Origin of the sequence: Mesorhizobium sp. C416B (assembly GCF_030323165.1) — a bacterium.
Lineage (GTDB): Bacteria > Pseudomonadota > Alphaproteobacteria > Rhizobiales > Rhizobiaceae > Mesorhizobium.
The window spans coordinates 14,877-35,562 of the sequence record NZ_CP100471.1 but is presented as its reverse complement, the minus strand read 5'-3'; the positions used below and the strand labels follow the sequence as shown (position 1 = coordinate 35,562).

23 protein-coding genes and 3 tRNA genes are annotated in these 20,686 nt (G+C 62.5%); 8 read left to right on the top strand and 18 right to left on the bottom strand.

What is annotated here, in order from left to right; translation table 11 throughout:
- Window positions 1–61: 61 nt before the first annotated feature.
- Both NLY43_RS00195 and NLY43_RS32435 read right to left on the bottom strand, forming a co-directional pair.
- Window positions 62–1,753 carry a COG3904 family protein gene (locus tag NLY43_RS00195; protein WP_348529129.1) on the bottom strand — a complete coding sequence of 564 codons (1,692 nt, stop codon included), beginning with the start codon at window positions 1,751–1,753 and terminating at the stop codon, window positions 62–64.
- Between the two features lie 327 nt (window positions 1,754–2,080).
- On the bottom strand, window positions 2,081–3,109 hold the full coding sequence (locus NLY43_RS32435; protein ID WP_348529130.1) for a hypothetical protein: 1,029 nt from the start codon (window positions 3,107–3,109) through the stop codon (window positions 2,081–2,083).
- A gap of 19 nt (window positions 3,110–3,128) precedes the next feature.
- Between NLY43_RS32435 and NLY43_RS32430 the strand changes: the two genes are divergently transcribed.
- On the top strand, window positions 3,129–3,602 hold the full coding sequence (locus tag NLY43_RS32430) for a hypothetical protein (RefSeq protein WP_348529131.1): 474 nt from the start codon (window positions 3,129–3,131) through the stop codon (window positions 3,600–3,602).
- A 259-nt stretch (window positions 3,603–3,861) separates the two neighbouring features.
- Here NLY43_RS32430 and tuf read toward each other — a convergent pair whose 3' ends face one another.
- Complete coding sequence (tuf, locus tag NLY43_RS00185; protein WP_023723394.1) at window positions 3,862–5,037, bottom strand: elongation factor Tu; 1,176 nt, start codon at window positions 5,035–5,037, stop codon at window positions 3,862–3,864.
- 313 nt (window positions 5,038–5,350) lie between these two features.
- On the opposite strand from tuf, the gene NLY43_RS00180 reads away from it, so the two are divergent.
- Window positions 5,351–6,238: a DMT family transporter gene (locus NLY43_RS00180; RefSeq protein ID WP_023713250.1), complete on the top strand. Its 888-nt coding sequence runs from the start codon at window positions 5,351–5,353 to the stop codon at window positions 6,236–6,238.
- Between the two features lie 65 nt (window positions 6,239–6,303).
- Here the strand turns inward: NLY43_RS00180 and NLY43_RS00175 are convergent, their stop codons facing one another.
- Entirely contained in the window at window positions 6,304–6,561 is a 258-nt protein-coding gene (locus tag NLY43_RS00175) for a GlsB/YeaQ/YmgE family stress response membrane protein (protein ID WP_023667446.1), read from the bottom strand.
- A gap of 131 nt (window positions 6,562–6,692) precedes the next feature.
- On the opposite strand from NLY43_RS00175, the gene NLY43_RS00170 reads away from it, so the two are divergent.
- Window positions 6,693–7,169 carry a YidB family protein gene (locus tag NLY43_RS00170; RefSeq protein ID WP_023681465.1) on the top strand — a complete coding sequence of 159 codons (477 nt, stop codon included), beginning with the start codon at window positions 6,693–6,695 and terminating at the stop codon, window positions 7,167–7,169.
- On the opposite strand, the gene NLY43_RS00165 is transcribed toward NLY43_RS00170, so the two are convergent.
- A complete protein-coding gene (locus NLY43_RS00165; protein WP_023710559.1) occupies window positions 7,166–8,053 on the bottom strand; it encodes a helix-turn-helix transcriptional regulator in 888 nt (295 codons plus the stop codon). The genes NLY43_RS00170 and NLY43_RS00165 overlap by 4 nt on opposite strands.
- A 98-nt stretch (window positions 8,054–8,151) precedes the next feature.
- Here NLY43_RS00165 and NLY43_RS00160 point away from each other — a divergent pair, with 98 nt between their 5' ends.
- Entirely contained in the window at window positions 8,152–8,541 is a 390-nt protein-coding gene (locus tag NLY43_RS00160) for a VOC family protein (protein ID WP_023688409.1), read from the top strand.
- A 16-nt stretch (window positions 8,542–8,557) separates the two neighbouring features.
- Here the strand turns inward: NLY43_RS00160 and NLY43_RS00155 are convergent.
- The 3 genes from NLY43_RS00155 to NLY43_RS00145 form a co-directional block, all read right to left on the bottom strand.
- Window positions 8,558–8,631, bottom strand: a tRNA-Gly gene (locus NLY43_RS00155).
- 28 nt (window positions 8,632–8,659) lie between these two features.
- Window positions 8,660–8,744, bottom strand: a tRNA-Tyr gene (locus NLY43_RS00150).
- On the bottom strand, window positions 8,723–8,956 hold the full coding sequence (locus tag NLY43_RS00145; RefSeq protein ID WP_023710560.1) for a hypothetical protein: 234 nt from the start codon (window positions 8,954–8,956) through the stop codon (window positions 8,723–8,725). Before NLY43_RS00145 ends, NLY43_RS00150 begins: the two co-directional genes overlap by 22 nt.
- On the opposite strand from NLY43_RS00145, the gene NLY43_RS00140 reads away from it, so the two are divergent.
- A complete protein-coding gene (locus tag NLY43_RS00140; protein ID WP_023710561.1) occupies window positions 8,955–9,806 on the top strand; it encodes a TrmH family RNA methyltransferase in 852 nt (283 codons plus the stop codon). The genes NLY43_RS00145 and NLY43_RS00140 overlap by 2 nt on opposite strands.
- A gap of 66 nt (window positions 9,807–9,872) precedes the next feature.
- Here the strand turns inward: NLY43_RS00140 and NLY43_RS00135 are convergent, their stop codons facing one another.
- From NLY43_RS00135 to gcl, 3 genes are all read right to left on the bottom strand, one after another.
- The gene (locus NLY43_RS00135) at window positions 9,873–10,760 is read right to left on the bottom strand and encodes a 2-hydroxy-3-oxopropionate reductase (protein WP_023710562.1); all 888 of its coding nucleotides are present in this window, start codon (window positions 10,758–10,760) and stop codon (window positions 9,873–9,875) included.
- Between the two features lie 205 nt (window positions 10,761–10,965).
- Window positions 10,966–11,763, bottom strand: a complete 798-nt coding sequence (gene hyi / locus NLY43_RS00130; protein WP_023702459.1) for a hydroxypyruvate isomerase — start codon at window positions 11,761–11,763, stop codon at window positions 10,966–10,968.
- Between the two features lie 168 nt (window positions 11,764–11,931).
- Window positions 11,932–13,713 (bottom strand): glyoxylate carboligase, encoded by a 1,782-nt coding sequence (gcl, locus tag NLY43_RS00125; RefSeq protein WP_286459409.1) that lies wholly within the window; start codon window positions 13,711–13,713, stop codon window positions 11,932–11,934.
- 204 nt (window positions 13,714–13,917) lie between these two features.
- On the opposite strand from gcl, the gene bhcR reads away from it, so the two are divergent.
- Complete coding sequence (gene bhcR, locus NLY43_RS00120; protein WP_023681470.1) at window positions 13,918–14,736, top strand: HTH-type transcriptional regulator BhcR; 819 nt, start codon at window positions 13,918–13,920, stop codon at window positions 14,734–14,736.
- A gap of 47 nt (window positions 14,737–14,783) precedes the next feature.
- Window positions 14,784–15,152: a hypothetical protein gene (locus NLY43_RS00115; protein WP_245261846.1), complete on the top strand. Its 369-nt coding sequence runs from the start codon at window positions 14,784–14,786 to the stop codon at window positions 15,150–15,152.
- A 74-nt stretch (window positions 15,153–15,226) separates the two neighbouring features.
- On the opposite strand, the gene NLY43_RS00110 is transcribed toward NLY43_RS00115, so the two are convergent.
- The 3 genes from NLY43_RS00110 to NLY43_RS00100 all read right to left on the bottom strand — a co-directional run bounded on the left by NLY43_RS00110 (window position 15,227) and on the right by NLY43_RS00100 (window position 16,275).
- Complete coding sequence (locus tag NLY43_RS00110) at window positions 15,227–15,535, bottom strand: BA14K family protein (RefSeq protein ID WP_023667455.1); 309 nt, start codon at window positions 15,533–15,535, stop codon at window positions 15,227–15,229.
- A 202-nt stretch (window positions 15,536–15,737) separates the two neighbouring features.
- Window positions 15,738–15,944, bottom strand: coding sequence for a hypothetical protein (locus NLY43_RS00105; protein ID WP_023710563.1), 207 nt, complete (start codon window positions 15,942–15,944; stop codon window positions 15,738–15,740).
- A 163-nt stretch (window positions 15,945–16,107) separates the two neighbouring features.
- Window positions 16,108–16,275, bottom strand: a complete 168-nt coding sequence (locus NLY43_RS00100; protein WP_023710564.1) for a hypothetical protein — start codon at window positions 16,273–16,275, stop codon at window positions 16,108–16,110.
- A 158-nt stretch (window positions 16,276–16,433) separates the two neighbouring features.
- Here NLY43_RS00100 and NLY43_RS00095 point away from each other — a divergent pair.
- Window positions 16,434–16,509: transfer RNA gene (locus tag NLY43_RS00095), tRNA-Thr, on the top strand.
- 126 nt (window positions 16,510–16,635) lie between these two features.
- On the opposite strand, the gene NLY43_RS00090 is transcribed toward NLY43_RS00095, so the two are convergent.
- The 4 genes from NLY43_RS00090 to NLY43_RS00075 form a co-directional block, all read right to left on the bottom strand.
- Window positions 16,636–17,187, bottom strand: a complete 552-nt coding sequence (locus tag NLY43_RS00090; protein ID WP_023688401.1) for a DUF2569 family protein — start codon at window positions 17,185–17,187, stop codon at window positions 16,636–16,638.
- 142 nt (window positions 17,188–17,329) lie between these two features.
- Window positions 17,330–18,019 (bottom strand): TetR/AcrR family transcriptional regulator, encoded by a 690-nt coding sequence (locus tag NLY43_RS00085; RefSeq protein WP_023688400.1) that lies wholly within the window; start codon window positions 18,017–18,019, stop codon window positions 17,330–17,332.
- A 69-nt stretch (window positions 18,020–18,088) separates the two neighbouring features.
- A complete protein-coding gene (locus tag NLY43_RS00080) occupies window positions 18,089–19,516 on the bottom strand; it encodes an amidase (RefSeq protein WP_023688399.1) in 1,428 nt (475 codons plus the stop codon).
- Window positions 19,517–19,613: 97 nt separating this feature from the next.
- Window positions 19,614–20,648: an extracellular solute-binding protein gene (locus NLY43_RS00075; protein WP_023688398.1), complete on the bottom strand. Its 1,035-nt coding sequence runs from the start codon at window positions 20,646–20,648 to the stop codon at window positions 19,614–19,616.
- Window positions 20,649–20,686 lie beyond the last annotated feature (38 nt).

Here is a 20,686-nt window from a genome sequence, read left to right as displayed (position 1 = left end):
CGACGATAGCGGAGAAATCGGGCATGGCTCAACCTGCCTCGATGGCCAGTTTCTGCGATGCCTACAGTTTGGCGGGCGACTCGGCCTTGGCTGTCGGCGGAAGCAAACAGTTGTCGGGCTTGGGTGAGGTTTTGCAAATAGCGGGGCCAGTTAGCGCCTCCACCGACTCCGGCCCGGTTGTCAGCCCGACTTTGAGCATCATGTCGGGCTCGAGCTGACGCTCGACCGAGCCTATCGCGGCGAACAGAGCTGGGTCCATCTCCATCTCCTCCAGGTAGGCTTTAACCAACTGCGTCTGTCCCCTCGAGGACATGCTGAGCCTCGCCTTGGGATCGACCAGCCTTTTGGCGCCGGCGGCAAGCATGAGCGCGCAGGCCGAATCGCACTCCACTCCAAAATCGCTAATCAGCCCGACATAGGCACCGTTATCGGCCAAGCAGCCTGCCTCGGGCGGGTCGCAGCCGACGATAGTGGTGCGAGCGACGGCGACGTCGAGCTTCCGTTCATGGATAAGCCTTCCCGCGGCCAGAGCGCTGAACAGGCTGCCCCCCTGTGAGCTGATCACCACCGGCAGCCGCCGGTTGCCAAGGGTGTCGAGCAACTGGCGCAACTTTTGCGGGGTCTGAGGCGTCATCGCGCCTTCCGCCGAGATCCATTCCGGGCAATCGGGATTGCAGAGCGAGTCTCTGCCGCGAACGACAACGAAGCGCATATCTGGCGTCGAATTCCCTGGCGCTGCCTGCAACGGCTTGGGAGCTGGAGCCTTGGCCGCCTGAGAAAGTGGGGGGCCGGTCTTTGCCTTGATCGCAGCCACCACGGCCGGCTTGGCAACAACCGTTTGCACGCCGGCTGGCTTGTTTGCCGGTATCTCCCGGCAATTCGGAGCCGGCGGGTCGAACATGCACAGACTTGCTCTGGTAAACAGCTCAAGAGTGTCCGTGCTGGTCGCCAGTTTCATCGTCAGCATATCGTGGAGGCTGATCTGCCTGATGTCGCTCGCCGGCGTCGCCTTCATCAAGTCCAGCACGCCCTGCCCGATACCCATCTCTCGGAGATAGGCCGAGATCTTTCTCGCGTACCCTTTACTCATCTCATAGGTCTTGTAGCTTTCACCCGGAGTGACGGTTTGCGTGGTGACCCGATATTTTTTTCCCCGTTTGACGCGATAGGTGGTCCGGTAGTGCGTGGTGGAGGGGAACCAGGTGGTCGTGATCTGGTGAACACCCAGATAGTTCCAGCCGCCGGCCACGCGGCGGACGCCACCGGCAAACATCAGCGGACAGGCGGAGTTGCAGCTGGCGCCATCAGACGCCCGGCCGAGATAGGCGGAACCTTTGCCGTAACTAAAACCACAACCATCCGTCCCGGGCCAACAGTCGGAAAACTCGGTCTTGCCTACGGCGATATCGAGCTTGTTCTTGCGGATTATCCGGCCAAGTTCGAGCGCTGCATTGACGTTGCCGCCAAAGGAATTGACGACAATCGGCAGTTTGCGGCTGCCGAGCTTCTTCAAGGTCCGCTTGAGCAGGGCTGGCGTGCCGGCTGCGATGTCGCCTTCGGCGGAGATCCATTCCGGACAATTGGGCTCGCAGCCCGGTGCGCTGCTGCGCGTGACGACAAACTGCATCTCCGAGCGATCGTCGGTCCATATCGTCGGATCGGTCGGATAGAGCACTCCCTGCAGAGGGAGCAATGTCTGCCATGTCCCGGGGGCGGCATCCTCGGCCTTCGCGGCGAAGGCAGCCATCGCCATCGCGGCCACCGTCGCCAGCCGAACCAGCCCGCGCCGCCACCTTGCAGCATTGTCTGAACGGTGTCCCCAAACCACGCCCGGCAAACCCCTCAATGCAATCCATAATAGTTGCGGCGACGGTGCTTGCAATAGCTTTGACCAACCGTGCAATACTTGTGCCGCGCAACGCCGGAAACAAAAAGGCAGCCCCAAAGACCGCCCTCTGCTGGTCGATCCGGCTGACACCGGCTCGACTATTTCTCGATGGTGATGACGACGCCGGCACGACGGTGCGGCCGCCTTGACGGAAGGCGAAGCAAGGCTTCTCTTCCATGACGATAGGCGCGATCAGCCATTGGACGACGGCACCACGCGGCAATTCTCAGGTTTCGGCGCCGACTTGCAGATGCTGGAACCCGTCAGCGCATCCACCGACTGGCGCCCGGTCGTCAGGCCAACCTTCAGCATCATGTCGGGTTCGAGCTGGCGCTCGACCGAACTGCCCTGGAGCGCCCTGAACAAAGCGGGGCTGATCGCCATCTCGTCGAGGTAGGACTTGACCGCCTGCTTCTGCCCCATCAGATAGAGGCTGAGCCGCGCCTGGGTACCGACAAGCCGCCTGGCGCCACCGGCCAGCATGAGCGCGCAGGCCGAATCGCAGTCGCCGTCGCCATCGACGCTCAGCCCGGCATAGGCGCCTTCCCTGGCCAGGCAATTCCACTCTGCCGGGTCGCAGCCGACGAAATCGGTGCGGGCAACGGCAACGTCGAGCTTCTTTTCATGGATGATCCGGCCCGCCGCCAGGGCGCCGGAGAGGTCGCCGCCTCGCGAGCTGATCACCACCGGCAACCGCCGGTTGCCAAGCGTGGCGAGCAATTGGCTGAGTTTCTGCGGCGTCTGGGGCGTAATCGCGCCTTGCGCTGCAATCCATTCCGGGCAGTCGGGATTGCAGAGCGGGTTGCTGCCGCGAACCACGACAAAGCGCATGCCGTCATCGTGCGGCGCGCTCTCCGGCTTCACCGGCAGCGGCGCAGCCTTTGCCACGTCCGGCAGGCCGCCGGCTGGCTTGTTCGCCGGTATTTCCCGGCAATTCGGAGCCGGAAGGTCCAGCCTGCACAGGCTTGCGCTGGTCAGCAGATCTGCAGCGTCTTCGCTGGTGACCAGCTTCATTGTCAGCATGTCGCTGAGGTCGATGTGCTGGATGTCGCTGGCCGGCGTGCTCTTCATCGTCTCGATGATGCTGAGGTCGACACCCATCTCCTTGAAATAGGCGGACAGCTTGCGCTCCACCCCCTTGCTCATCTCGTAGGTCTTGTAGCTGCCGGTGTTCTTGCGGCTGACGACCTTCTTGCTGATGACCCGCTTCTTGCCTTTCACGATCCGGTAGCGGACCTGATTGCACGTTCATCTGCACGATCGTGGTGGTGATCTGGTGGACGCCGAGATAGGCCAGCGGCCCGACCAGGCGCCTGGTGCCGCCGGCCAGCATCATTGGACAAGCGGATGCGCAATAGCTGCCGAGCACATAGGGGCTGCCGATATAGTGCGCGCCTCTGGCGTCGTTCTCCTTGCAGTTTTTCACCCCTGGCTCGCAGGCGACGAACCAGGTCCTTCCGACCGCGATGTCGAGCTTGTTCTTGCGTATCATCCGGCCCATGGCGATGGCCGCATCGACATCGCCGCCGGGAGAGTTGATGACGATCGGCAATTTGCGGCCGCCGAGCGTTTTCAGGGCAGCCTTGAGCAGCGCCGGCGACTTGGCCGATATCGCACCCTCGGCCGATATCCATTCCGGACAGCTCGGCTCACAGCCCGCCGCGTCGCTGCGCACGACGACGAACCGCATCGGCGGATCCGGATCCGGCTCTGAATTTTTTGTCTCGGCCGCCAAGGCGGCAGTGCCCATGGCAAGCATCGACACCAGGCAGATCAGCCCCAGTGCCCACCATGACCGACTATGCAAACGGTGCTGTGGAACCATCCGACCAAGCCCTCAATGCAATCTATACTGTAGAGGCTCACAGACTTGCAACAGAGATTGGGACCCCAAAACAGGCACATCTGGCCAACGAAAAAGGGCGGCCCGAGGGCCGCCCCTATCCGTTTCGATCCGGCGATGCCGGGCTCGATTACTCTTTGATGGTGACGACGATGCCGGCACCGACGGTGCGGCCGCCTTCACGGATGGCGAAGCGCAGCTTCTCTTCCATGGCGATCGGCACGATCAGCTCGACATCGACCGTGATGTTGTCGCCGGGCATAACCATTTCCGTGCCTTCCGGCAGCGACACGATGCCGGTCACGTCGGTCGTGCGGAAGTAGAACTGCGGACGGTAGTTGGTGAAGAACGGCGTGTGACGGCCACCTTCGTCCTTGGTCAGGATGTAGGCTTCGGCCACGAACTTCTTGTGCGGCTTCACCGTACCGGGCTTGGCCAGAACCTGGCCGCGCTCGACGCCTTCACGATCAACGCCGCGCAGCAGCGCGCCGATGTTGTCGCCGGCCTGGCCCTGATCGAGCAGCTTGCGGAACATCTCGACGCCCGTGCAGGTCGTCTTGGTCGTCGGACGGATGCCGATGATTTCCAGTTCCTCGCCGACCTTGACGATGCCGCGCTCGACGCGGCCGGTCACGACCGTGCCACGGCCCGAGATCGAGAACACGTCTTCGATCGGCATCAGGAACGGCTTGTCCAGCGGACGAACCGGCGTCGGGATATAGGCATCGACCGCAGCCATCAACTCGCGGATCGCATCTTCGCCGATGGTCTTGTTGGAATCTTCCAGAGCAGCCAGCGCCGAACCCTTGACGATCGGAATGTCGTCGCCGGGGAACTCGTTCTTCGACAGAAGCTCGCGAACCTCGAGCTCGACCAGTTCGAGCAGCTCGGCGTCGTCGACCTGGTCGACCTTGTTCAGGAACACCACGATCGACGGCACGCCGACCTGACGGGCAAGCAGGATGTGCTCGCGGGTCTGCGGCATCGGGCCGTCGGCGGCCGACACCACCAGGATCGCGCCGTCCATCTGCGCAGCACCCGTGATCATGTTCTTCACATAGTCGGCGTGGCCGGGGCAGTCGACATGGGCGTAGTGGCGCGCTGCCGTCTCGTATTCGACGTGCGCCGTCGAAATCGTGATGCCGCGGGCCTTCTCTTCGGGCGCCGCATCGATCTGGTCGTAGCGCTTGTATTCGCCAAAATACTTCGTGATCGCCGCCGTCAGCGACGTCTTGCCATGATCGACGTGGCCAATCGTGCCAATGTTCACATGAGGCTTGTTACGCTCGAATTTACCTTTTGCCATAGTCTCTTTCCTTGGACGGCCTTGACCTTCAGTTCAGTCGAATGCGGGGCGATTAGCGACTACGGCCGAAAAACACAAGTGCCTTGTGGCCGGGTGCGCTGTCCACTCGGTGCGAACCGATGATCCGATTGCGGGGATGTGGCACTGATATAGGAACGCGCGAACGGAAATGAAATGGGGGCTGCGGGCTCCAGCACCTGTTTGCTATTCCCGCTCATGTCCTGTCCCGCCCATGTCCTGGCCTTTGCCTGCCGGATGTGCAGCCGGCGCCTGGCCCATTGCCGCTGCGGCGGCGGTCTGATTTGGTTGCCCCATGCAATTCATACCGACCTCCATACGCGGCCCGCTGTTCATGATCGTTTCGACGGGGTCGTACCTCGTCAACGACACGATGATGAAGCTCGCCACAGCGGGATTGCCGTCCTATGAAGTGCTGTTCCTGCGCGGGGTCGCGGCCACGCTATGGGGCATGCCGCTGCTGTTCCTGCTGGGCTATGGCAGGCAGATCCCATTGATCTTCGACAAACGCGTGCTGCGCCGCAACCTGCTCGAGCTGGCGGCCATCCTTTGCTACGTCGTGGCGCTGGCCAACATGCAGATCGCCGATTCGACCGCGCTCGGGCAGATCACCCCGCTTTTGATGCTGGTCGGCTCCTCCATCCTGTTCGGCGAACGGATCGGCGGCGTGCGCATGGCGCTGATCGGGCTCGGCTTCATCGGTGCGCTTATGGTGGCCCAGCCGACCATGCAGGGCATCTCGGTCTATGCGTTGCTGGCGATCGGCAACGCGGCATTGGCGGCGGCGCGCGATCTTGCCGGCAGGCGGGTCGCGGCCGAGGTGCCGGGCATGATCGTCGCCATTTCCGCCGTCGTGGTGGTGCTGATCGGCGCGGGCGCCGCGCATCTCGTTTCCGAGCGCTGGGTGATGCCGGAAGCCCGGCACCTGCTGCTCATGGCCGGCGCCGGATTCTTCCTGATCTTCGGCCATTTCTTCATCTTCATGGCCTATCGCGTCGGTCCGACCGGCGTGGTGGCGCCGTTCTACTACTGCTTTACCGTCTGGGCGGTCATCTCAGGCGTGCTGGTATTCGGGCAGTTCCCGAATGCCCTGGCGGTCTGCGGCATCCTGCTGGTGGTCGCGAGCGGGCTGACCATCGTCTCGCTTGATGAACGCAAACGCAGGCTGACCGTCGTCGCCTGACCTTCAAGTCAACGCGTCGAAGCAGGTTTGGCCGTCCTGCGGTCAGCCAGTCGGCAGACTGGCGCCTAAAGCGTTCGCTTGCCGGAGAACTGGTGATAGGCCCACAGCACGACCACCGCGCCGATGACGGCGACGATCAGGCTCCAGATGTTGAGGCCGGTCACGCCCGTGGCGCCAAAGGCGCTGAAGATCAGCCCGCCGACGATGGCGCCGACAATGCCGAGCACGATATCCATGATCAGGCCCTGGCCGGTCTTATTGACGATCTTGCTGCCGATAAAGCCGGCGATGACGCCGAGGATAATCCAGCTGATAATGCCCATTTTTCCTCTCCATTCCCCCGCCGGCCGATCATGGTCACATGATTGTCAAAAGCTCAAGCCAACTTGAATTTCCGCCCGCATGCTCCATTGTAGCCGGCGGGACGGGCTTGGCCGTTATGGAGGATTGACCTATGGGACTTTTTGACAACGCCGTACCCGGCGGCAACATCACCAAACCGCTGATGATCGCGCTCGGCGCGCTGCTGGTGGGAAAGATGCTGAGCGGCAGAAGCGCCGAACAGACGAGTGCCGAAGAGACGGGCGAGCCCGCCCAGCCTCAAACGCCAGCCCCCACCGGAACCACGGCCTCAGGCGATGGCGGCCTGCTTGGCGGACTGGGCGGACTGCTCGACAAGCTCAAGACTGCCGGCCAAGGCAATGTCGCTGACTCCTGGGTCGGCACCGGACAGAACCAGCCGATCAACGCCAATGATCTCGGCAAGGCGATCGGCCCGCAGGTCATTCGAGAGATCGCGCAAAGGACCGGACTGGACGAGCAGGAGTTGCTCAAGCAATTGTCCACAGCCCTGCCCGGCATTGTCGACAGACTGACGCCGAACGGACAGGTGCCGCAGCAACACCAGGTCGCGTCCGCTTTCAACAGCTAGACTTCTGCGCCTGCATCACGCGCAAACACGCCCGGCACCGCCTTGCGGCTGTCGGGCGTTGCTCCGACCAGCGCGGCGAACCGCCTGGCAGTCGACGCATCGACCGGCGTGTAGACGGAAACCGAGAAATCACTGTCGCGGCCGCCCGGCTGCAGCGTGGCGAAATCGAACGACATCGCGCCGGCGACAGGGTGCCGGATGGATTTCCGCCAGATCGGTGGCTCGGCGATGTCGCGGCTGTTCCAGCACGCGACGAACGCTTCGCTTGCCGCTTCCAGTGACGAAAGCAGCGCGGCCAGCACCGGATCGCGAGGCATGGCGACTGTGGCAAGCCGGAACTGCGCGACCGCCGAGCGCGAAACCTCCGGCCAGTCGACAAAGCGCTGCCGCCATTCCAGGTCGAGAAACAGCCGGGCGAGCAGGCTGCCGGACCACTCATCATCCGTCTCGAAATCCCCGAGCAGCACCGCCGCCGGGTGGTTCCAGGCGACGACCTGCCAGTAGCGGTTGACGACATATGCCGGGTGCGGCGCCAGCCCGTCGAGCAGGCTTAGCAGCGGCGCGCTGGGCAGGCCTTGCTCGCCGAGCCGGTTTCGCCAATCGAGATCGGGCCGCGCCAATTGGAAGAGATAGGCCTGCTCCGACCGGCTCAGTCTCAGCACCCGCGCCAGCGAGCGAAGCACCTGCGGCGACGCGTTCACCTCCCGTCCCTGCTCGAGCCAGGTGTACCAGGTGGTGCTGATCCCCGCCTCGGCGGCGACCTCTTCGCGCCTGAGGCCCGGCGCCCGGCGGCGGCCATTGGCGCCATCGATCCGCGGCAAGCGGCCCCGCCGCTCGCGCAGGAAGCGGGCAAGCTCATCGCGCCGTGGGCCGTCGTATGGCATGCAGTCACCTCCGATACCAGTATAAGCTATAGTCTTGTACTACTTTAAAGGAAAGCTAGGTTGCGGGCGACCGAACATCAGCCCACGGGACTTCGACAATGAACGCGCTCAATGAAATCCGTCAGATCGACTACACCGTCATCTTCGCCCGCGACATGGCCGCCATGCGGCACTTCTACGGGGATGTGATGGAATTTGATCTGCAGCGCGAACTCGGCGACAGGTGGATCGAATATCGGGTCGGCCCGAACACGCTGGCCTTGACCAGCCTCGGCATGATGTTCAACGACACGCCGCAGCAGCGGGATGCGCTGTCGCTGCAGCTGGCATTCCGGGTGGCGCCGGAGATGGTCGCTGCCTGCGCCGAGGCGCTTCAGGCCAAGGGCGTGCAGCCGGTCCTGCCGCTCACCGACCAGGAATGGGGCCACAGAACAGTGTTCTTCCGCGATCCGGACGGCAACGTTGTCGAGATATTCGCTGAGATCTGATGCGGAGTGGGGAGTTTGGAGCGGGTAGCGGGAATCGAACCCGCATATTCAGCTTGGAAGGCTGCTGCTCTACCACTGAGCTATACCCGCATCGTCCTCAAGGTTCGCGGGCTGGCAGTGGTGGAGAGGGTTGGATTCGAACCAACGTAAGCTAAGCTAACGGATTTACAGTCCGTCCCCTTTAACCACTCGGGCACCTCTCCAGCCTGCCGTCGAAGCCTTGCAACGAGGCATTCTCGCCGATCAGGTCGAAACCAGGGTTTTGTCCGAAATCAGCGAAGCGCCTTATGGCGGCAAGGCCAGTGGGTGTCAACCGCACCCCAAGGCAAAATGCGCTGAATTTGACAGCCTGCCCGGCAAGCTGGGTTTCTGCCTGTATCCACAGCCCGGCGACGCGGCTATAGAAGCCGGCCATGAGCAATGACAACACGCCCAAGACCGCCAAAGACACCCATTACGCCAAGCTGCGCCGCGCCCATCGCGACGAGAAGGCCGGCGGCGCGCCCGCCTTCCGGCCGCGCCAGCCGGTGCCGCCGGGCGAAAACGCCGCCGACGGGCTGGTCAGGCTCTATGGCCTGCATACGGTGCGCGCGGCGCTCGACAATCCGCGGCGGAAGATCCGTAAAATGCTGGTGACGCGCAATGCCGCCGAGCGGCTGGCGATCGCCGACCTCGCCGCTTTGCCGTTCAAGGCCGAACTCGTCGAGCCCAAGGAGATCGACAAGATCACCGGTTCGGATGCCGTGCATCAGGGCGTGCTGATCGAAGCCGAACCGTTGAAGCCGAAACGCCTCGACACGCTCGGCGACACGAAACTGGTGCTGGTGCTCGACCAGGTCACCGACCCGCACAATGTCGGCGCCATATTGCGCTCGGCGGTCGCCTTCGGCGCCGGCGCACTGATCACCACGGCCCGCCACAGCCCGCAGGAATCCGGCGTGCTGGCCAAATCCGCCTCCGGCGCACTGGAGCATATCGACCAGATCGAGGTGAAGAACCTGGCCGACGCGCTGGGACAGCTGCACGATGCCGGCTTCCAGACCATCGGCCTCGATTCGGACGGGCCGGCCGAACTCGAAACGAGTTTTTCAGGCGAAAAGATAGCCCTGGTGCTCGGCGCCGAAGGCAAGGGCCTGCGCCAGAAGACGCGCGAGACGGTGACGACACTCGCCCGCCTCGACATGCCCGGCGCCATCCGCTCGCTCAACGTGTCGAACGCCGCGGCGGTGAGCCTTTATGCGGCACGGAAGTTCCTTGGAGGGTGAATGGTGAAATAGTGAATGGGAAAGCGTTCTTACCGTCACCAATCACCATTCACTATTCACCATTCACTATTCACCCACTTCATGCCCCGCCATCCGCTCCAGCGCCCGCACCAGCGCCGAATGATCCTCTTTCGCCCCGCCATTCGCCGCGCACGAGTTGAACAGCTGCTGCGTGGTCGAAGTATTCGGTAGCGAAACTCCGAGCGCCTTGGCGCCTTCCAGCGCCAGGCTGAGATCCTTCTGGTGCAGTTCGATGCGGAAGCCCGGCGCGAAGGTGCGCTTTATCATGCGCTCGCCATGCACCTCGAGGATGCGCGATGCCGCCAGCCCGCCCATCAGCGCCTGCCGGACCTTGGCGGGGTCGGCGCCGGCTTTTGCGGCAAAGACCAGCGCCTCGGCGACCGCCTCGATGGTCAGGGCTACGACGATCTGGTTGGCAACCTTGGTGGTCTGGCCGACGCCGTTCGGGCCGACAAGCGTGACGTTCTTGCCCATCTTTTCGAACACGGGCTTGGCGCGCTCGAACGCCTTGTCCTCGCCGCCGACCATGATGGTCAGCGACGCCGCCTTTGCGCCGACCTCGCCGCCCGACACCGGCGCGTCAAGATAGTCGCAGCCGAGATCGTTGATTTCCTTGGCGAAAACCTTGGTCTCGATCGGCGAGATCGAGCTCATGTCGATGACCAGCTTGCCCTTGCTCAGGCCGGAAGCGACACCGTTCTCGCCGAACAGCACCTCGGCTACCTGCGGGGTGTCGGGAACCATGGTGATGATGATATCCGCGGCCTTCGCCACTGCCGCGTGGCCGGTGATGCTTCTCAAGCCCTTGGCGACGAGATCGGCCGGCGGCTTCGAGCGGTGGTCGCTGGCAATGACGGCGTAGCCGGCATCCAGGAGATGCCCCGCCATCGGCGCGCCCATGATGCCAAGGCCGATGAAGCCGATGGTTTCCATTGTTGTCTCCTTTGTTGAGGCTGAGTTCCTTCGCGCCCCCCTCTGGCCTGCCGGCCATCTCCCCCACTTGTGGGGGCAGTTTCGGCGCCTCGCTCACCCTGCAATGTTGGGGAGCGAAAGCCGGGATGACGTCCGATCTCCCACCTGTGGGGGAGATGGCCGGCAGGCCAGAGGGGGGCGCGAAGGAACGCGAGTTCGACTGCGCCTAAGCCGCGGCACTCCCCTGCCCGTTAAGCTCCCGAAACCACCCCAGCCCAGCCTCCGTCCCCGCCTTCGGTTTGTATTCCGCTCCGACCCAGCCGGAATAGCCGGTCCTGTCGATATGCTCGTAGAGGAAGGGATAATTGATCTCGCCCGTCCCCGGCTCGTGACGGCCGGGATTGTCCGCAAGCTGGATATGCGCGATGCGGCCGAGGTTGGCCTCGATGGTACGGGCGAGATCCCCCTCCATGATCTGCATGTGATAGATGTCGTATTGCAGGAACAGGTTCTTCGAACCGACGCGCTCGATCAGCGCCAGCGCCTGCTCCGAATAGTTCAGGAAAAAACCCGGTATGTCGCGCGTGTTGATCGGCTCGATCAAAAGCCGGATGCCGGCCTGCTCCAGTTTCTCGGCTGCAAACGCGAGGTTCTCGGCTAAAGTATTTTCCAGCACCGAACGATCCACGCCCTGCGGCGCGATGCCGGCGAGGCAATTGACCTGCTCGCAGCCGAGCGCATGGGCATAGCTGATCGCCTTGGCGATGCCTTGCCGGAATTCCGGCGCGCGGTCGGGCAAAACCGCGATGCCGCGCTCGCCCTTGCCCCAGTCGCCGGCCGGGAGGTTGAACAGCACCTGTGTCAGGCCGTTCTTCTTCAGCCGGGCCGCGACCACGTCAGGCGTATGATCATAGGGGCCGATATATTCGACGCCCTTGAAGCCGGCGCGGGCTGCGGCATCGAAGCGATCGAGGAACTCATGCTCGCCAAAGAGCATCGACAGATTGGCTGAAAAACGCGGCACTCTTTTTCTCCTTCTTCTGCTTGGCCCTAGGCGTGTTGAGATTCAGGTCGGGCAGAGTCGAAAACGGTGACTTTCGAGAACCGGAGCGGAACGTACTTTCTGTACGTGAGCACCGGAAGCGCAGGAAGGCGCCGTTTGCAGGCCTGTCTCACCTGAATATCGGCGCGCCTAATCGAGCAACACAATCGCCGTCGGCGCATCCTCATGGCTTTCGGCAAGGTCCTCGAATTCGGTGATCTTGTCGATTTCCGTGCCCATGGAAATGTTGGTGACGCGCTCGAGGATGAATTCGAGCACCACCGGCACCTGGTATTCCTTCATCAGCCGCTGCGCTTCCTTGAACGCGCCGGCGAACTCTTCCGGTTTGCGCACCCGGACCGCCTTGCAGCCCATCGCTTCTGCGACCGCGACATGGTCGACGCCGTAGCCGGCCTCCGGATCGTTGTCGCGGTTGACGTTCTCGAAGGCCAGGCTCACCTCGAAATCCATCGCAAAACCGCGCTGCGCCTGGCGGATCAGGCCGAGATAGGCATTGTTCACGACGACATGGATATACGGCAGTTTGTGCTGTGCGCCGGCCGCCAGTTCCTCGATCATGAACTGGAAGTCGTAGTCGCCCGACAGCGCCACGATGGTGCGATCCGGATCGGCGGCGCGCACGCCAAGCGCTGCCGGCAGCGTCCAGCCGAGCGGGCCGGCCTGGCCGCAATTGATCCAGTTGCGCGGCTTGTAGACATGCAGGAACTGCGCCCCGGCGATCTGCGAGAGGCCGATCGTGGTGACGTAGGTGGTGTCACGGCCGAACGCCTTGTTCATCTCCTCATAGACGCGCTGCGGCTTCAGCGGCACCTGCTCGAAATGCGTCTTGCGCTTCATCGTCTTCTTGCGGGTCTGGCATTCCTTCGCCCAGCCCGACCAGTCGCGCAGCTTTCCTGCCGTCTTCCATTCGGTGGCGACGTCGAGCAGCATCTTCAGTGCCGCACCGGCGTCCGAGACGACGCCGAGATCCGGCGCGAACACCCGGCCGATCTGGGTCGGTTCGATGTCGACATGGATGAATTTCTTGCCCTTGGTGTAGACATCGACCGAACCGGTGTGGCGGTTGGCCCAGCGATTGCCGATGCCAAAGACGAAATCGGCTTCCAACATGGTCGCATTGCCGTAGCGATGCGAGGTCTGCAGCCCGCACATGCCGGCCATCAGCCGGTGGTCGTCGGGGATCGCGCCCCAGCCCATTAGCGTCGGGATGACCGGCACGCCCGTTATCTCGGCGAATTCGATCAACAGATCCGACGCATCGGCGTTGATGATGCCGCCGCCGGCGACGATCAGCGGCTTTTCCGCGGCATTGAGCATCGCCAAGGCCTTTTCGGCCTGGGCGCGCGACATTGCCGGCTTGAACGGGACCAGCGGTTCATAGGCATCGATATCGAATTCGATCTCGGCCAATTGCACGTCGACCGGCAGGTCGATGAGCACCGGGCCCGGTCGCGACGAGCGCATCAGGTGAAATGCCTTCTGCAGCGCCATCGGCACGAGATAGGGCTCCATGACCGTGACCGCCCATTTGGCGACGGGTGCGGCTATGGCGGCGATATCGACCGCCTGGAAATCCTCCTTGTTGAGCCGTGCCCGCGGCGCCTGACCAGTGATGCACAGGATCGGGATGGAGTCCGCCGCCGCCGAATAGAGCCCGGTGACCATGTCGGTGCCGGCCGGGCCCGACGTGCCGATGCACAGCCCGATATTGCCTGATTTAGCTCTCGTGTAGCCCTCGGCCATATGCGAGGCCGCCTCGACATGGCGCGCCAGGATGTGGCGGATCGAGCCCCTCGCCTTCAGCGCCGAATAGAACGGATTGATCGCCGCGCCCGGCACGCCGAAGCCGCAGGAAATGCCTTCCTTTTCGAGAACGAGAACCGCTGCATCGACAGCGCGCATCCTGGCCATGTCCAGCCTCCTCAAGATTGTTGGTTGGTTGACAATGCCAGTGTCGTTTTCATTTTTCAATTTTTTCAGAATAATTTTTCATTTCGAGAAAACCCCTTCTATACACTGATTCCAATGGCTTTTTCGTTTTCCATGAATCCGGCCATCAAAATTGATGAAAAAGTTTTTCATTGCGATTTCGGCGAAACCGGCGACAATGCCGCCATGGAAACCAGCGAAAAACGCCAGCGCGGCCGGCCGCGCGCTTTCAACGGTCCGTCCGAGGCCGGTTCTGTACAGTCGCTCGACCGGGCCTTGCGCATCTTGGCCATCGTCGCCGAAGGCAGTGGCCTGTCGCTGAGCGAGATTTCGGCGCGTAGCGAGCTCGCGGCGTCCACCGCCTACCGCATGCTGACGACGCTGCAGAACCACGGCATGGTCGAGTTCGATACATCGGACCAGCTGTGGTCGATCGGCGTCGAGACCTACCGCATGGGTGCCGCCTTCCTGCGCCGCCGCAAGCTTGTCGACCGGGCCCGCGTGGTCATGCAGGAATTGATGGAGAAGACCGGTGAAACCGCCAATCTCGGCGTCGCCGAGGACGATTGCGTCGTTTTCGTCAGCCAGGTCGAGACCCATCAGGCGATCCGCGCCTTCTTCCGCCCGGGCACGCGCAGCTCTTTCCATGCCTCGGGCATCGGCAAGGCGGTGCTGGCGCAGCTCGAGCCGGAACGCGTCGCCGCCATCCTGCGCAAGTCGGGCCTGCAGCGCTTCACCGACAAGACGCTGTCCGACATTTCGGCGCTGGCCCATGACCTGGCTGTCATCAAGCACCGTGGCTGGTCGGTCGACGACGAGGAGCGGCATCCCGGCATGCGCTGCGTGGCCGCCGCCATTTTCAACGAGTTCGGCGAGCCGATCGGCGGTGTCTCGGTCTCCGGACCGACGGTGCGGGTGACGATGGAGCGGCTGGACGAGATCGGGCCGCTGGTGCGCGACGCCGCCGCTGAGGTGACGAGGATGATCGGCGGGTTCCGATTATAATGCGGAGAACGCTTCAGCTTTTGCTCGCCGCTTCACTGTGCGGATGCGTGGCGACGGCGCCCGAACCCGCCCCTGTCTCCCAGCAAGTCAGCGAGATTCCGATCTCGCTCGCTTTGGAGGAGACAATCACGATCGGCATTCGCCAGCATTTGCAGGATCCTGTATCCGCCAAATTCGGGACGATGCGCGCCGGCGAGCGGACGCTCAACGGCCGCCGGGAAATCGTGGTCTGCGGCCATGTCGCCGCGAAGTCATCGTCCGGTGGTCATACAACAGACCAACCGTTCGCCGCCAAGATCTATCCGGATGAAGGAAGCAGCTTCGAACTCATCGCCATGGGCGATCAATCGCTGAATGCGAGCGGTGGTGTTGTCGGCACCTGCCATGCAGCCGGATTACCGATCTCCAAACCGTAGCTGACACTGCCACGCGCTCAAATGTAGGAAAGAGGGGCTGCGTACAGCCCCTCCTTCTTGTGGGGAGCCTCCTCTTAGAGGCGGCAATAGTGGCGGTAGCCGTCATAGCCGACATAGGTGTCGGAGTACGGATCGTAGCTGGCGTAGCGATTGGCGCAGCGGCGGACGTGCCAGGAACCACCCTCGTCGTCGACATAGACGGTGCGGGGCTGCTGGTTGAGCAGGCTGCCGAGCACGAAGCCGCCGACGCCGGCGGCGATGCCGATGCCGATTTCGCGGTTGTGGTGATGGCTGTGGGCGGCCGAGGGCTGGACGGTGCCGACCAGCGAGGTGGCGGCGACGGTGCTGGCGATGAGGGCAGAAGCGATTTTGCGCGTGAACATGACGATCTCCTTGTTTCGTTGCGAGAGGCGATCCATCCGCCTCTTGATCATCTGTCGTTTCGGCGCGGAAAAAGGTTCGAAAGAATTTGGGATTTTCTTGAAGGCCGGAAATCAGCCGATGGAAACCAAGATCTGATCGATCGAGCGCTCAACGCAAAAAAGGGCGGCCGAAGCCGCCCTTCCGCGAGGCAGGTCGTCTCGCTCAAAGGAAGATGATCACCTTGCCGTGGTGATGATGATGCTTGTGGTGATGGTGCTTGTGTTGATGGTTCCACCACCACCAAGGCTTGTCGTGGTGCTTGTGATGATGGTGGTGGCTGTGAGCGGAGGACGACTGCACGGTGCCGGCGAGCGCGCCGGTGGCGACGAGAATGGCGACGAGGCCTGACGTAAGAGTGCGCTTCAACATGATGATCTCCCTGGTCGAGGCGACCATTCGCCTCTGGAGATCAGTCGTCGCGGTGCGGCGAAAGGTTCGAAGGTTTCAGCGAGTAGCGAGTAGCGAGTAGCGAAATGGCTTTCGGGAGTTAAGACTTCCCTATTCGCTACTCCCTATTCGCTATTCGCTCCCGTCACCCCATGCCCGTAACGTGCCGCAGCCAGAAGGCCAGCACGATGAAGCCGATGATGGTGGCGACGCCGGTCCAGTCGATCTTGGCGCTCTTCACATCCTTGATGAGCTTCACCACGAGAAACCAGGCGATGACGACAAGCGGCAGGATGATGACAAGTCTGATCATGCGACACCCCGTTCGATGCGTTTGCACCTGAGAGATATGTAGGGATCGCATTGGCGGTTTTCAGCATGGCGGCCCGCCCACCTCGGCGGGGTCCATTAGCGATCGAAAACGGAGTTTTGTCTTTACTGGCGCACGAAATATGCTAACCGGAGCGCCGTGCCCTTGTAGCTCAGCTGGTAGAGCAGCGGTTTTGTAAACCGAAGGTCGGCGGTTCGATTCCGTCCGGGGGCACCACCCTTCACTCTTCGAGCTTCGGGTGGCAGGCCACTCGAAGCTCGTTAGACGAAGGAGGACTGCCGACGGTTCTATTCTGCGGAGCTGGCAGCACGACATCAGGCCAACTCGCAGCCGTCGGACCTTCTAGGAAAATGTGGCAGCCTGTATGGCTGCCGTATCGCCGAACGTGTTCCTCACCCTAACCGACCTGTAGACGTAGGCGGCCCAGATCCCTGTGACTATGAAGGATGCCAAAGGTGTAACCAGAGCTCCTCCGGCAAGCAAACGGTTTACCGGGACACCAAGCACAGTCGATATCCAAACTGTGTCCAGTACGAACAAGAGAGGGATCGCGAACCACAGACATATGAACAGCTGCGGAAAGCGGTGGCTTCGCCGCAGCATCGAAACAAGCACGACCAGCTGAAGCACCAGAAATGCCAGATTGAGGGCTGCCTCGCCATAGATGGCCAAGGCCCCGTTGGGCACTGTAACAAGCTGTTGGTAGGTTTTGACCAGACTGGCCATATCGACAAGTGTGCGCAACGGCGAAAGGGACAGGCTGATCGCCAGCAGGATCAGCCAGCCGCCGAACCCCACGAGGTCATCTGGGCTCTGTGAGGATTTGCGCGACGACCGGACGGCGAAGAAAACCGGCACGCCAATCAGCAACAGAAGTATCGCCCAATGCCACATTTACCCACCCTCGAATGCATCCCTGGGTTGTTTAGCTCGCACCTCTGGATTGTGCAAGCGTTTTTACAGAGATCAAGGCATCGTAGAGATTTTCGGGTTTAGGTTTGCAGAGGACGCTTTCGTCGCTCGCAATGGCCGCATCTCACCCCAAGTCAAAATGCCGCGGAAAGGCCTGGTGCAGCAGGAGCAGCATGGTCTTGCGCAGCACGTCGGTGTCGCGGCTGGACGGGTTGAGATGGTCCCAATACCAGGCGCCATGCACCAGATAGTTCAGGCTCTCCGACAGCGTGTCTATGTCGACGCCGGTGTAACCGCCGCTGCGTGAAATCTCGATCAGCAGCTCGCGCGCTTCGGCCGTGTAGGCGAGATCGCTCGGCAGGCCGATTTCATTGTAGATCTGCATGCTCTTGCGGTCGCTGGAAAACACGACGAAGACCGAGACCCATTTCGGATGCTGCCGGGCAAAGCGCTGCGCGCAATCGACCGCGCCCAACACCCGCTCCACCGGCGACAGGCCGGGCGCCCGCACCAGCGTCAGCCACAGCGCGTCATATTGGTCGCTGAGATATTGCAGGACGGCCCGGAACAGGTTCTCCTTGCTGCGAAAATGAAAGACCACCAGTGCGTTGGACGAGCCGACATGCTCGGCAATGCGCTGCATGGTGACGCTGGCCAGCCCCTCCTCCGCGATGAGCTCGATGGTGGCGTCGATGATGCGCTGGACGCTCGCTTCGCCGCGCTCGCGCCGGCGGTCCTTGGGCGCGGCGTCGTTCGCCGCACCCTTGGCCGCCTTGCTTTTTCCCGCATCCGGAGTGGCTATGCGTTGCGCCATTGTCGTCAGGCCTTTCCCCGGCGGCCGAAACATCCCGCCGCTGCCTTGGCATGCCGGCGCCCTGCGGACTCACAGCGCCGGGCGTGTCCCGGCATTCGTGTACCACTGACCACGAGCCGTCTCATAGGCCATACCCGCCCGGAACACGTCAGCGTCGCTATAGGTGCGGCCGACAATCTGGATGCCTGTCGGCACGCCGTTGGCGGCGCGGCCCGACGGGATCGACAGAACCGGGCAGCGGCTCAGCATGTTGAACGGCGTCGTCATCACCCAGCCCAGCGACGGGTTCACCTCTCGTCCATTGATCTCGACCTTGCCTTTGGTCTGATCGAATTCCGCCGGCACTGCGGGAAGCGCATTGGTCGGGCAGATCAGCACGTCGTATTTTTCCAGCAAAGGCCCCAGCGTCAGGTACATCCTGGCCGCCACATCGAGCGTCGCGACAAAATCCGTCGCCTTCGACTTCTGCCCGTCCTGCGCGAACTGCCTGGCATAGCTGGTCATGTCCTTGCCGTTCTTGGCGAGCAGCGGCGACAGCGAGGCGCCGAAGAGATGTTCGAGATAGGCCATGCCGGCCTTGAGCACCTCGTCGCCCCAGCCGAGGTCCACCTCCTCGACGGTGGCGCCGAGCGAGCGGAACACATCGCAGGCAGCGAGCGTGTTCTTGCGCACGTCCGCATCCACCTCGAAGGACCCGAGATCCATGGAGAATGCGATCTTCCAACCCTTGATCGGCTTGTAGTCGAGCGGCAGGCGCAGTTTCGGGCGCAGCGTGGCGATGTCGAGCGGGCTCGGCCCGGCCATGACGTTCTGCAGCAGGATCGCATCCCCGACGTTTCGGGCCAAGGGCCCGGTGTGGCAGAAAAAATCGAGATTGAACGGCGGCTCATCGGGATTGCGGCCGTAAGGCGGCTTGAAGCCGACCAGGCCGCAGGCCGAGGCAGGGATGCGGATTGAGCCCGCTATGTCCGAGCCGGTTGCGATCGACGACGTGCCGGAGGCCAGCGTTGCCGCCGAACCGCCCGACGAACCGCCCGGCGTGAAATCCGGGTTCCAGGGGTTGCGCGTGACGCCCCAGCGCTTCGACCAGGTATAACCGGCGCAGCTGAATTCGGGCGTCGCGGTGCGGGCGTGGACGATGCCGCCGGCCTTCATGACACGCTCGTTCATGGTCGAGGTATGGCCGCCAATGGCGTCCCCGGACAGCAGCGAGCCATGCGAGGTCGGCTTGCCCTTGATGTAGCTCTCATCCTTGATGCCGATCGGCAGGCCCTCGAGCGCGCCGGTCCTGGCGCCTCTGGCGTATTTCGCCTCGGCTTTTCTGGCGAGATCCATCGCCTCGTCGAAATGCGTGAAGGTGAGGCAGTTGATCGTCGCCTTGGTTGCCTCGGCGCGGCGGATGGTGGCCTGCATCAGTTCCAGAGGCGACAGTTTCTTCGCCTTGAACAGCCGCAACGCCTCGCTGGCCGGCATGTAGCAAAGGTCGAGATCGGACATAAAAAATCTCCCGCGGCGGCTTTACGGCATCTGGCATTGGGGATGGCCGAGCCGCGATGCGCGGCCCGATGTTGGTCAGCTTCGGCCGGCGGCGCTGCTATTTCTGCAGATCGGTCCAGATCCTGGTGTAGAGCGCCTGGACGTCGGCGGGACAGGCCGACATGAATTGGCCCTTGTCGGCAAATTCGGCCGGAACATCCACTTCGGGCGCGCCCTTCATATCGGCCGGCAGGAAGGGCTCGGAGCCCTTGATGCCATTGGCGTAGTGCGCGAAGGCCGAGATCATCGCTGCATTCCTGGGGTCCATGATGAAATTCTGGAAGAGCTTGGCGTTCTCGACGTTCTTGGCATCCTTGAGCACCGCGACATTGTCCATCCAGATTGGAAAGCCCTCCTTGGGATAGCCGTAGACGATCTTGTCGTTCTCCAGCCGCTCGCGCAGCGATATGCCGTTCCAGTTGACGCCGGCGGCAATGTCGCCCCTGCCGAGACCGTCGACGGCCGCATAGTCGAGCGACAGCCATTTCGCTTTCGCCTCGATGAGCTTGTCATGCACCTTTTTCAAAAGCACCTTGTCGTCGGTGCAGTACTTACCGCCCTCATAGGCAATGGCGAGGAACATGATGTCTCCCATTTCGGGCACGACATTGATCTTGCCCACGAGTTCCGGCGGCGGATCGAGGAAAATCGCCGAGGTGTTCGGATCGCCCGCATAGACCGATTTGTTGACCGAGATGCCGGTCGTGCCCCATTGCCACGGCACCGAATATTTGCGGCCGGGGTCGAACGGCACGTCGACCCATCTCGGATCGACGTTTCTAAAGTTCTCCATCGTGTTGGGATCGGTTTCCAAGAGCAGGCCTTCGCTGATCCAGATCGGCATCACGCTGGCCGATGGAACGACGATGTCATAGCCGGAAGCGCCCTGGCGGACCTTGGCCAGAGCCGTATCGTTGGAGTCGTAGTCGGTGACGGTAACCTTGACCTTGTAGGTTTCCTCGAACTTCTTGATCAGGTCCGGGCTGGTGTAGTTGCCCCAATTGTAGATTTGGAGTTCGCCCTCGGCGCGGGCAATGCCGGTCATCGCCAGCAGCGACAGGCCGAGCGCCGTGGCGGTCGATTTCAACTGCATGCTTGTGTCTCCCATTGTTGGGACCGGCGGGATTGCGC